Consider the following 12,323-nt stretch of genomic DNA (forward strand, 5'->3'; position numbering starts at 1 on the left):
AGCAACACGTGTCCCAGGCAGTAACCCGATCTTCCGCTCCCGCCCGCCCACCCGCCAGTTTCCTGCGCCGTCATTGGCGCGGGGATTATTCACTGGGGCGTTCCTACTGGTTGCATACGGTCCTGCTGACCTCGCTGGTGCCGGCGTTGGCCATCTCCGTCCTGGCCCGCCTGACCAACGACATGCCGGCACGCTATGGCATGGCCGGGGTGCTGGGCATCGCTGCATTCAGCTACCTGGCTTGGACCTGGGGCGTGTGCGGATGCTGGCGCTCGGCCAGCAAGCACGTGGCACGCGGCGGGCGGCGCTGGGCCGAGGTGGTGGTCAAGTTCCTCATCGTCTGTGGCGTCATCAGCATGGTCACCAGCACCTGGCGCGCGGCTTATTCGGTACGTGAACAATTGGACATCGCGCTGGGCAAGCAGCTGGGCCCGCCCGTGGTGTACCAGGTCCGGGTGGATGGCAAATCGGTGCTGCTGCAAGGCGGGATGAACGATGGTGCCGCCGACGGCCTGGATGCCATTCTCCGGCAGCATCCCGGCGTGCGCACCGTGGTGCTGTATTCGGCCGGTGGCTGGGTGCGCGAGGGCAAGCTGGTGGGCGACGTGATCCGCCGCCACCGGCTCAATACCTATGTGGAGCAGGAGTGCTCGTCCTCTTGCACGCTGGCCTTCCTGGCCGGGCGTGACCGCGCCATGGACCCGCGCGCGCACATCGGTTTCCATACGCTCTACACGGTCGGGGGCGATGACCGCATCAACAAGAGTTTCGACCGCAAGCTGACCTTCGACACCTATGGCAAGCTGGGCCTGCCGCATGATTTCATCGAACGCATCGCCGACACGCCGGCCGCGCAGAGCTGGTATCCCGAGCTGGGCCAGCTGTTGCAGGCGGGCGTACTGACCCGCCTGGCGCCAGGCGGCGAGACTGCGCAGATCGCTACCATCGCCACCTCGCGCGATGTGCTGGAAGCCGAATTCAAGAAGGGCGCGCTGTTCGACATCATGGCGCGCTATCATCCGGCCGCCTTCGCCCGCACCATCGACCTGGCCTGGGCCAAGGTGCAGGCACATGCGTCGGATGCCGAGATCCTGGCCGTAGGCCGCGAGCAGGTCGGGCTGCTGAGCCGGCGCCTGTTGCCGATTGCCTCGGATGAATCGCTGGCCGAGTTCCAGCAGTTGCTGCTGGATGAAGCCGTGGCGCTGCGCGGCATCAGTGCGGCGGCCTGCACCGAACTGATCTATCCGCGCTCGCGCGCCGATGCGGCGGCCGGGCGGGAGGCTCCGCAATCGGTGCTGCCGCAGGAATTCGCCAACCGCGAACAACAGATGACACAGCGCCTGCTGCGCGATGCCGATCCCGCCAACGCCAGCCGCTACAGCCTGGCCGAGCGCACCCGTGTCATCCGCAAGGCGCTGGCCCCGCTGACTCAGGAGCAGCTCAAACTGCTGTCCTCGCCGCTGCGCCGCCAGGCCGACCCCGATGCGACCTGTGACGCTTCCATTGCCTACCTGCAGGCGGTCAACGAGTTACCCCCCGGGGATAAGCGCATGGCCCTGCGGGTGTTGTATTCCCGTCCCTAGAAACGACCACCCGGAGGCGCCCATGCTGCATTGCGGTAAAATGTCGTCTTCACCTCATGCCAGTCGCGCAACCTGCCGCGCGTGACCTGTCGGCGTGTCTCTCCTGATCTATCGCTTTTCCCGCAGCGTACCTGGGTGCGCCTGCTGATTTCCTGCCCATGACGACCATCGCCACTTCTCCTTCGCGCCTGCGCGACCTGCGCCAGAACGTACTGGCCGGCCTCACCACTTCCTTTGCGCTGGTGCCCGAATGCATCGCCTTTGCGCTGGTGGCGCAGTTGAACCCGCTCATGGGCCTGTATGGCGCTTTCTTCATCTGCACCCTCACCGCACTCTTCGGCGGCCGGCCCGGCATGATTTCCGGGGCCGCCGGGTCGATGGCGGTGGTGATCGTGGCGCTGGTGGTACAGCATGGTGAACAATATTTCCTGGCCACGGTGGTGCTCTCCGGTCTGATCATGCTGGCCTTCGGCGCGCTGCGCCTGGGCAAGCTGGTGCGCATGGTGCCGCATCCGGTGATGCTGGGCTTCGTCAATGGCCTGGCCATCGTGATCGCCTGGTCGCAGCTGGAACATTTCCGTGTCGCCAGTGCTGCCGGAGCGCAATGGCTGGAGGGCCCGGCGCTGTTCATCATGATCGGCCTGACCCTGGCTACCATGCTGATCGTCTGGCTGCTGCCACGCGTGACCAGGGCGATTCCTCCGGCCCTGGCGGCCATTCTCGGGGTCGGCCTGCTGACTTATGCCAGCGGCTTGCACACCCGCACGCTGGGCGACATGGCGCAGATTGCCGGCGGCCTGCCATCGCTGCACTGGCCGGCCGTGCCGATGAACCTGGAGACGCTGCGCATCATCGGTCCCTATGCAGTGCTGATGGCCATCGTCGGTCTGCTGGAAACCCTGCTGACCTTCAACCTCACCGATGAGATCACCGCCAGCCGGGGCCAGCCCAATCGGGAATGCCTGGCGCTGGGGGCGGCCAACATCGTCTCGGGGCTGTTCGGCGGCATGGGTGGCTGCGCCATGATCGGCCAGACCATGATCAACCTGGGCTCGGGCGGCCGGTCGCGCCTCTCGGGCGTGGTGGCGGGGGCGATGATCCTGCTCTTCATCCTGTTCCTGTCGCCGGCCATCGAGCGTATCCCGCTGGCAGCGCTGGCCGGTGTCATGTTCGTGGTGGCGCAGGAAACCTTCGCCTGGGGTTCCTTGCGCGTGCTGGGCAAGGTGCCGCGCAGCGATGCCCTGGTCATCGTCGCGGTGACCATCATCACGGTCCTGACCGATCTGGCCGTGGCGGTGTTGTGCGGCATCGTCATCGCCGCGCTGAACTTCGCCTGGCAGCATGCCCGCGAAGTGCGCGCCGAGCGGCGCGACGAGGCCGATGGCAGCCGCACCTATGTGCCGCATGGGACGCTGTTCTTTGCGTCCACCACGCACTTCCTCGACTTGTTCGATCCCGCTGGCGATCCGCAGCAGGTCACTCTGGATTGCCGTCATCTGCGCCTGGCCGACCACTCCGCCATCGCCGCCGTCCAGACCCTGGCCGAGCGCTACGTGCGCGCGGGCAAGCAGTTGCGTGTGGTGGCCTTGTCGCAGCGCTGCAGCCAGTTGCTGGAGCGCGCGGGCTCGCCGCAGGGGGCGTAAAAAAGCCCGCCAGCGCATCGGGAGATAGCGCGGGGCGGGCCAAAGTACCACGGGAAAATCGTCAATCGTGTTGCATGACCGGCCCGCATCGCAGGATGCGGGCCGGTTTTGCATGGGCATCAGAGACCGAGGAAGTCCAGCTTGCCCAGCTTCACGCCCTGGTTGCGCAGGATGGCGTAGGCCGTGGTGACGTGGAACAGGAAGTTGGGCAGGCCGAAGCTGGTCAGGTATTGCTGTGCCGTCATGGTGCGTTCCTCGCCGCGCAGCTTCATGATCACCGGGCGCTCTTCCTGACCATTGATGGCATCAGCCGGGATCGCTTCCAGGAAGACGATGGTCTTGTTGATGCGCGCCTGCAATTCGTCGAAGCTGGCTTCTTCATCCGCGAAGACCGGCGCGGTCACGCCCGACAGGCGGCTGGCCGTGGCCTTGGCGGTATCGCTGGCGCGCTGGATCTGGCCGGTCAGCGGGAACATGTCTTCGTACAGGCGCGCCCCCAGCAATTGCTGGGGATCCAGCCGGCGTTCTTCGGCATGTTGCTCGGCCTTCTCCAGTAACGTAGACAAGGTGTTGAGACTGTGGATCAGCATCGGGATGCTGACCTGATACAAGTTGATGGACATGGCGGTTTTCTGTTTAAGTAGGGTGAACGGGAGGATGGGGCATCAGCGCTCCGACAGCAGGTATGCAGTCAGAGCGCTGACATCTTACTTGGCCGACGATAATTGCGTGTCCGGTCCACCCCATCCGCCGCCCAGTGCACGGATCAGGTTGACGGTGGAGCGGGCGCGCTCGCCATCGAGCGTGACCGAGGCGCGCCGGGTTTGCAGCACGGTGCGGTCGGCGTCGATGACGTTGAAGAAGCTCACCTCACCCTCGCGATACTGCGTGTGCGAGAGCTTGGCCGCGCGTGCGGAAGCGGCCACGGCTTCATCCTGGGCGCGGTTCTGGTCGTCCAGGATGCGCAGGTTGGCCAGGTTGTCTTCCACTTCGCGGAAGGCGTTCAAGACCGTGCCGCGATAGGTCGCCACCTGTTCTTCATAGCTGGCGCGCGCACGATCCACACCGGCCTGCCGGCGTCCGCCATCCAACAGCGGCATCGACAGCGCCGTGCCCACCAGCGGGCCCAGCAGGAAGGTACGGCTGGACCAGTTGAACAGATCCCCCAGTTGCGCCGACTCATACCCCAGGCCACCGGTCAGGTTCAGGGCCGGGAAGAAGGCCGACTTGGCCACGCCCACGCGCGCATTGGCGGCGGCCATGGCGCGTTCGGCAGCGGCGATGTCGGGGCGGCGCTCCAGCAGCGTCGAGGGCAGCCCGGCCGGAATGGAGACCTTCAGGCGCGTAAGCGGTTGCGGCGGCAGCGAAAACTCGGCCGGCGTGCGGCCCAGCAGGATCGCCAGCGCATGCTCGGCGGTGGCGCGCTGGCGCGCGATGCCCAGCGCTTCCGATTGCGCCGAGGCCAGTTCGGCGCGGGCGCGGGCGACATCCACTTCGCTGATGTCGCCCTCATCGAAGCGGCGCTGCACCAGGCGCAGCGATTCCTGGCGCAGCTCCACGGTGCCGCGATACAACTCGGCGGCGGCGTCCAGTTCACGTACCTGGAAGTACTGCTGTGCGACGTCGGCCTGCAGGGCCAGCAGCACCGAATGGAACAGGGCTTCGCTGCGCTGGGCGTCCGCCGTGGCGGCATCGACCGTGGAGGCGACCCGGCCGAACAGGTCAACTTCGTAAGAAACATTCAGCTGTGCACGATACAGAGTGAACGGCTGTGTATTGGCATCGGCCGGTAAACCTTGTGAGGCGGGCGAAGTGCGCTGGCGGGTCGCACCGACCCCTGCATCCACCTGCGGGAAGTAGCCCGAGCGCGCATCGCGGGTCAGGGCGCGTGCCTGACCCAGGCGGGCGGCGGCGGCCTTGAGGTCCTGGTTGGCTTGTTGGGCGGTGTCTTCGAGGGCGTTCAACTTGTCGTCACCGAAGATCTTCCACCATTGGCCACGCGCGATGTCTTCGGCCGGTTGCGCGGTCTTCCACTGGCTGCCGTTTTCGCCGGTCTTCGTGGCCGGGGCGGCTTCCTTGAAGGCGGCCGGAGTGTCCACCGAAGGACGTTCGTAGGTCGGGGCCACCGAGCAGCCGGCCAGCACCAGCAGCGCTGCCAAGAGGGCCGAGCCGATGCGCACGGGGCGCAACAGGCGGCTCATCGAGTGAGTTTGGGTCATCATTTTTCTTGCTCCATTCATAGGCTGATCCGCAGATCAGCGATCATCCTGTGCGCCCGGTGCAGCATGGGCGACGTGCGTGCCGGCGGTCATCGGGGCTTCGTGATGCGAGGCCGAGTGCAGCGCGCGGCGGTCGATGGTACGCAGCAGGACATAGAACACCGGCGTGAGGAACAGGCCGAAGAGCGTCACGCCCAGCATGCCGAAGAACACCGCAATCCCCATCGCATGGCGCATTTCCGAACCGGCGCCGGTCGAGGTCACCAGCGGCACCACACCCATGATGAAGGCGATGGAGGTCATCAGGATCGGACGCAGACGCAAGCGGCTGGCTTCGATGGCGGCCTGCACCGCGCTGCGCCCCTGCATTTCCAGTTCGCGGGCGAACTCCACGATCAGGATGGCGTTCTTGGCCGAGAGTCCCACCAGCACCATCAGGCCGATCTGGGTGAAGATGTTGTTGTCGCCACGGGTCAGCCACACCCCGGTCAAGGCTGCCAGGATGCTCATCGGCACGATCAGGATCACGGCCAGCGGCAGGGTCAGGCTTTCATAGAGTGCCGCCAGCACCAGGAACACCAGCAACACGCTGATCGGGAACACCCACACGCCTGCATTGCCGGCCAGGATCTTCTGGTAGGTCAGGTCGGTCCATTCGAACTTGATGCCGCGCGGCAAGGTCGCCGCAGCCACACGTTCTGCAGCAGCCTGCGCCTGGTCCGAGGAATAACCCGGGGCCGGGCCACCGTTGATGTCGGCGGCGGTATAGCCGTTGTAGCGCACCACCATTTCCGGACCGAAGGTCTGCTTGACCTTCACCACGGAGGACAGCGGCACCATCTCGCCGGCATCGTTGCGGGTCTTCAGTTGCGCGATGTCCTCGGCCTTGGCGCGGAAGGGCGCGTCAGCCTGGGCACGCACCTGGTAGACGCGGCCGAAGCGGTTGAAGTCGTTCACATACAGCGAACCCAGGTAGATCTGCATGGTATTGAACACGTCGGTCACCGGGATGCCGAGCTGCTTGGCCTTCACACGATCCAGTTCCACATCCAGTTGCGGCACGTTGATCTGGTAGCTGGAGAACATCGGGCCCAGCGCCGGTTCCTTGGCAGCGGCCTTCATGAAGGCTTGTGCAGCCTTGTCCAGTTCGGCGTAGCCCAGCGCATCGCGGTCTTCGATCTGCATCTTGAAGCCACCCAGCGTACCCAGGCCCATCACCGGCGGCGGCGGGAAGACGGCGGTGAAGGCTTCCTTGATGCTGCCGAATTTCTGGTTCAGCGAGGCGGCGATGGCATTGCCCGACAGTTCCTTGCTCTTGCGTTCTTCGAAAGGCTTCAGGCCCACGAAGACGATACCGGCCGAGGAGCTGTTGGTGAAGCCGTTGATGGACAGACCAGGGAAGGCGATCGCACTGGCCACGCCCGGTTCCTTCAACATGATGTCGCTCATCTTGCGCATCACTTCTTCACTGCGGTCGATCGAGGCGCCATTGGGCAGTTGGGCGAAGGCCACCAGGTATTGCTTGTCCTGCCCCGGCACGAAGCCGCCGGGGACGATGTAGGACACACCCAGGGTCGCCGCCAGCAGCAGCACATACACACCCATGGTGGCGCCCTTGCGCTTGATCACACCGGTGACGCCATGACCGTAGTTGTCGGAGGCGCGGTTGAAGAAGCGGTTGAAGCGGATGAAGAAGCCACCGAGGAAGCGGTCCATCTGGCGCGTCAGCCAGTCCGGCTTGTCGCCGTGGCCCTTGAGCAGCAGGGCCGCCAGCGCCGGCGAGAGCGTCAGCGAATTGAAGGCCGAGATGACGGTGGAGATCGCAATGGTCATCGCGAACTGCTTGTAGAACTGGCCGGTGAGGCCGGTCATGAAGGCCAGCGGCACGAACACCGCCACCAGCGTCAGGGCAATGGCGATGATGGGGCCGGAGACTTCCTGCATGGCGCGATAGGTGGCGTCGCGCGGCGAGAGGCCGGCACCGATGTTGCGCTCGACGTTTTCCACCACCACGATGGCATCATCGACCACGATACCGATGGCCAGCACCATCCCGAACAGCGACAGCGCATTGATGGTGTAGCCAAAGCCCAGCATCAGCGAGAAGGTACCGATGATGGAGACCGGCACCGCCAGCAGCGGAATGATGGAAGCGCGCCAGGTCTGCAGGAAGATGATCACCACGATCACCACCAGCGCAATGGCTTCGAGCAGGGTATGCACCACCGCTTCGATGGAGGCCCGCACGAACTGGGTCGGGTCATAGACGATGCTGTAGCTGACCGAGCTGGGGAAGTCGGCCGACAACTCCTTCATCGCCGCGCGCACCTGGGTCGAGACATCCAGCGCATTGGCGCCCGGTGCCTGGAAGATGGGGATGGCCACGGCCGGCTTGTTGTCCAGCAGCGAGCGCAGGCCGTATTCGGAGGCGGCCAGTTCGACGCGGGCCACGTCGCCCAGGCGGGTGGTGGCGCCATCGGGCGAGGCCTTCAGGATGATGTCGCGGAATTCGCCTTCGGTTTTCAGGCGGCCTTGTGCGTTCACCGACAGTTGCAGCGGCGTGTCCGGCGAGCTGGGCGAGGCGCCGATCACACCGGCGGCCACCTGCACGTTCTGCTCGCGGATGGCGCGCACCACGTCGGTGGCGGTCAGGCCGCGCTGGGCCACCTTGTTGGGATCGAGCCAGACGCGCATGGCGTAGTTGCCCGAGCCGAACAGGCCCACTTCGCCCACGCCCTGAATACGCGCCAGGCGATCCTTGACGTTGAGGACCGCATAGTTGCGCAGGTAGGTGGTGTCGTAGCGGTTGTCGGGCGAGGTCAGGTGCACCACCATGGTCAGCGTGGGCGAGGACTTGAGCGTGGTCACGCCCAGCCGTTGCACGTCTTCCGGCAGGCGCGGCAGCGCTTGCGAGACGCGGTTTTGCACCAGCTGCTGGGCCTTGTCGGGATCGACACCCAGGCGGAAGTTGACGGTGATGGTGAGGTTGCCGTCGCTGTTGGCCTGCGACTGCATGTAGAGCATGTTTTCCACGCCGTTGATCTGCTCTTCCAGCGGCGAGGCCACGGTCTCGGCGATCACCTTGGGGTTGGCGCCGGGATACTGCGCGCGCACCACCACCGAGGGCGGCACCACTTCCGGATATTCGGAGATGGGCAGCTGCAGCATGGCCAGCACGCCGCCCAGCAAGAGCAGTACCGACAGCACACCCGCGAAGATCGGGCGGTCGATGAAGAATTTTGAGATATTCATGTAGGTTCCTTGTCAGTCGTCAGGATGCAAACGCCCGTGCAGCGGGCGGCTTGCGCCCCTGCGACTTGTTCTTCCTTGAATGCGAGAGAGGTCTGGGCCGGATCAGGCCTTGCCAGCGGCAGGCGCCGGTGCCGCCGTCGCGGTCTGCACCTGCATCGGCACCACGGTCGGGGTGATGGCGTCACCCGGACGGATGCGCTGCAGGCCATTGACCACGATGCGTTCACCCGGCTGCAGACCCTTTTCGATCACCACCAGGCCGTCATGTCCGGCGCCCACCACCACCTGGCGGTAATTGGCCTTGTTGTCCTTGTCGGCCACCATGACGAAGCGCTTGTCCTGGTCGGTGCCGATGGCCTTTTCATCGATCAGCACGGCCGGGTGCGGCTCGCCACCGCCCAGGCGCACGCGGGCATACAGGCCCGGGACCAGCTGGCCATCGGCATTGTCGAAGATGGCGCGCACGCGGATGGTGCCGGAGGCGGTGTCGAGGCGGTTGTCGACCGAGCCGACGCGGCCCTTGCGGGAGTAGCCGTCTTCATTGGCCAGGCCCAGTTCCACCGGCACGGAGGCGCCGGCGGCGCGCGCCGGGTTCACGTACTTCAGGAAGCTTTGTTCATCCACGTCGAAGGAGGCGTAGACCTTGGCCACCGATACCAACGTGGTCAGCGGCGCATTGGCTGCGCCGGGGTTCACGACGTTGCCGACCGTGACTTCGGCGCGTGAAATACGTCCCGAGACCGGCGCGGTGATGCGGGTGTATTCCAGATTCAGGCGGGCCGCGCGCAGGGCGGCGCGGGCGGCGGCGACATTGGCCGAGGCTTCGCGCGAGGCGTTCTGCTTTTCTTCGAAATCGCGCTTGGCGATGGCGTTGTCACCCAGCAGGCGCTGGCCGCGCGTCAGGTCAGAGGCAGTATAGCCGGCCCGTGCTTCGGCGCCGGCCAGTTGCGCTTCGGCGCGGGCGACTTCGGCCTCGTAGGGGCGCGGGTCGATGGTGAAGAGCACGTCGCCCTTCTTGACCAGCGCGCCATCCTTGAAGTGCACGGCGGTCAGGGTGCCGCCGACCAGCGGGCGGACCTCGACGCGATCGACCGCTTCGATGCGGCCGGAATAGGATTGCCAGTCGATGATCTGGCGCTGGACCACTTCGGCCACATCCACCGGGGCGCCGGCTGCGGCGGCAGTCGGAGCGGTGGTGGCATTGGCCGAGAGGCCTACCACCGAGATGGCGCCACCGACCGAGAGGGCGATGACGGCCAGGACCGTGGCAGTGAGAGCGAAGCGTTTGCGCAGGGGAGCGGGAGTATTCATTTTCTTGTCCTCAGAGTGAAGTGGAGGGGTGAAGCGGATGCGGCAGGAATTCAGGGAGCGCGGCATCGCGTCGCAAGGTGGCGAAGCGGCAGCGCAGGAAATTGACGATCTCGGTCAGCAAGGGCAGGTGCGTACGCAGCGCGCCATGCGTGATGCCGACAAAGCGCGAGACTTGCGTGGGCACACCGGCGCGGATCAGGCTGGAGGCGTATTTCTCGGCCTCCGGGCAGAGCACGTCGCGTTCGGCGGTGGCGATGAAGGCCGGCGGCAGGCCCGCCAGACGGCTCACTTCCAGCGGTGCGGCATAGGGATGCAGGCGCTGCATGGTCTGCGGCAGGTACTGGCGGTAGCTGGCCGCGCAAGTCTCGGCGGTGACGTCCGATTGCAGCCGGGCGGCATCTCCCAAGAGGCGCATGCTCGGGTCCAGCATCGGACTGATCAGCACCTGGGCGGCCAGCGGCTTGCCGCAGCGGTCGCGGGTCATCAGCGTGAGACTGGCGGCCAGGCTGCCGCCGGCGTCGTCACCGGCGACCACCATGCGGTCCAGGTCCACCTTCAGGTCGGCCGCGTTCTTGCAGGCCCAGGTGGCGGCCGCGAAAGCGTCTTCGGGTGCGGCCGGGAAAGGCTTGGCCGGGGCCAGCGCGTAGCCGACCGAGAGCACCACCGCCTGGTTGTGCTGCGCCAGGAAGCTGGCCGGTGCATCGGCATCGTCCAGCGAGCCGCCAGTGAAACCGCCCCCGTGGAAATACAGCACCAGCGGGCGTTTCTCGCCCTTGGGCAGCGCCTCGGCGGGCTGGTACAGGCGCACCGGGATGCGTCCCAGCGGGCCGGGAACGAAGAAATTGCGGATGTCCAGCGTAGGTGAGCCTTGCATGATGAGCGCCTGGGCCGAAGCCACTTGTCCAAGAATGGAGCGGATTGTGCGCCACAGCAGGGTGTCGAATAAACACCTATAATCCAACAACACTGTTCGGTAAGTCTGAACAATCAGGACGATCAATTCGTTCACTTTGCGTTCCTTTTGCTGACTTGAAAAGCCAATTCCAGCTGATCCGGACGGACGTGGCATCGATGTGAAATCGCCGTCGTTGTCACCTGTTGCGCAAACTTGGCTGGCTTTTGTCGTTATTTGATTTAAATTGGGATGAGGCTGGCACTGCAGTGCGGGACCATCCCATCATGGCAAGACGGCGCGCCGGGGGCGGCGCCTGCCTTGCGTGGATCGTCTGGCCCCCGTTTGCCGCACCGGAATCCATCCGGATGTGGCGTCAAGGAGAGAGCGATGGACCGTTTCCAGGCCATGCAAGTCTTTACCGCTGTGGTGGATGCCAACAGCTTCACGCGCGCTGCCGACAACCTGAACCTGCCGCGCACCACCGTCACCACCCTGATCCAGGGGCTGGAGAGCCTGCTGCAGGTGCGCCTCTTGAATCGCACCACCCGCCGCATCAGCCTTACGCCCGATGGCGCGGCCTATTACGAGCGCTGCGTGCGCATCCTGGCCGACATTGACGAGACCGAACAATCCTTCCGCAACGTCACCCGTGGTCCGCAAGGGCGGCTGCGCATCGACGTGCCCGGTTCCATCGGCCGCCTCATGCTGTTGCCCAACCTGTGCGACTTCTACAGCAAGTACCCCGACATCGAACTGGTCATGGGCATGGGCGACCGTCCGGTGGACCTGGTGCAGGAGGCGGTGGATTGCGTCATCCGCGTGGGCACGCTGCAGGATTCCTCGATGGTGGCGCGCCGCATCGGCACTTTCCAGACCGTGACCTGCGCCGCGCCTTCCTACCTGGAGCGTTACGGCGTACCGCATACGCTGGAAGATCTGCAGCAGCATCAGGCGGTGCATTACTTCTCCAGCCGCACCGGCCGCGTCATCGACAGCGACTTCGTGGTCGATGGCGTCACCCGCGAGGTCAAGATGAACGGCAGGCTCTCGGTCAATGACGGCGACGCTTATGTCGAATGCGCGCTGCAAGGTTTCGGGATCGTGCAGGCACCGCTCTATATGGTCACGCGCCACATCGAAGAGGGCCGCCTGGTCGAGCTGCTGTCGCAATGGAAGCCGGCGCCGCTGCCCATTTCGGTGGTCTATCTGCACAATCGCCATCTCTCGCCCAAGGTGCGCGCCTTCGTGGACTGGGTGGCCGAACTGTTTGCCACCTGCCCGCTGCACAAGGCCTGCACCATGGGCATGGAAGAGAACGAGTGCCACTTCGTCAACAAGACCGAATCCACTACCGTGCGCAGCGTCGTGGAGCAGTACAACATCGCCGAAAGCGTGTTCTGATGGCGTCCAGGCAGGTACG

General features: G+C 65.3%; 8 protein-coding genes. 3 read left to right on the forward strand and 5 right to left on the reverse strand.

The features are described from left to right. Nucleotides 1-8: 8 nt before the first annotated feature. Complete coding sequence (locus AACH55_RS01360; protein WP_338717607.1) at nt 9-1,583, forward strand: hypothetical protein; 1,575 nt, start codon at nt 9-11, stop codon at nt 1,581-1,583. A gap of 158 nt (nt 1,584-1,741) precedes the next feature. After that, complete coding sequence (locus AACH55_RS01365) at nt 1,742-3,226, forward strand: SulP family inorganic anion transporter (protein WP_338717608.1); 1,485 nt, start codon at nt 1,742-1,744, stop codon at nt 3,224-3,226. 119 nt (nt 3,227-3,345) lie between these two features. Here AACH55_RS01365 and AACH55_RS01370 read toward each other — a convergent pair whose 3' ends face one another. The 5 genes from AACH55_RS01370 to AACH55_RS01390 all read right to left on the reverse strand — a co-directional run bounded on the left by AACH55_RS01370 (nt 3,346) and on the right by AACH55_RS01390 (nt 10,882). Next, a complete protein-coding gene (locus AACH55_RS01370; RefSeq protein WP_338717609.1) occupies nt 3,346-3,849 on the reverse strand; it encodes a DUF1993 domain-containing protein in 504 nt (167 codons plus the stop codon). Nucleotides 3,850-3,933: 84 nt separating this feature from the next. Then, the gene (locus AACH55_RS01375; protein ID WP_338717610.1) at nt 3,934-5,448 is read right to left on the reverse strand and encodes an efflux transporter outer membrane subunit; all 1,515 of its coding nucleotides are present in this window, start codon (nt 5,446-5,448) and stop codon (nt 3,934-3,936) included. Nucleotides 5,449-5,481: 33 nt separating this feature from the next. Next, nucleotides 5,482-8,697, reverse strand: a complete 3,216-nt coding sequence (locus AACH55_RS01380) for a multidrug efflux RND transporter permease subunit (RefSeq protein ID WP_338717611.1) — start codon at nt 8,695-8,697, stop codon at nt 5,482-5,484. Nucleotides 8,698-8,799: 102 nt separating this feature from the next. Beyond that, nucleotides 8,800-10,008, reverse strand: a complete 1,209-nt coding sequence (locus tag AACH55_RS01385; RefSeq protein ID WP_338717612.1) for an efflux RND transporter periplasmic adaptor subunit — start codon at nt 10,006-10,008, stop codon at nt 8,800-8,802. Between the two features lie 10 nt (nt 10,009-10,018). Continuing rightward, the gene (locus AACH55_RS01390; RefSeq protein WP_338717614.1) at nt 10,019-10,882 is read right to left on the reverse strand and encodes an alpha/beta hydrolase; all 864 of its coding nucleotides are present in this window, start codon (nt 10,880-10,882) and stop codon (nt 10,019-10,021) included. A gap of 408 nt (nt 10,883-11,290) precedes the next feature. Here AACH55_RS01390 and AACH55_RS01395 point away from each other — a divergent pair, with 408 nt between their 5' ends. Continuing rightward, nucleotides 11,291-12,304 carry a LysR family transcriptional regulator gene (locus AACH55_RS01395; protein WP_338717616.1) on the forward strand — a complete coding sequence of 338 codons (1,014 nt, stop codon included), beginning with the start codon at nt 11,291-11,293 and terminating at the stop codon, nt 12,302-12,304. Nucleotides 12,305-12,323: the final 19 nt, after the last annotated feature.

Origin of the sequence: Herbaspirillum sp. DW155, from assembly GCF_037076565.1 — a bacterium.
Taxonomy (GTDB): domain Bacteria; phylum Pseudomonadota; class Gammaproteobacteria; order Burkholderiales; family Burkholderiaceae_D; genus Herbaspirillum.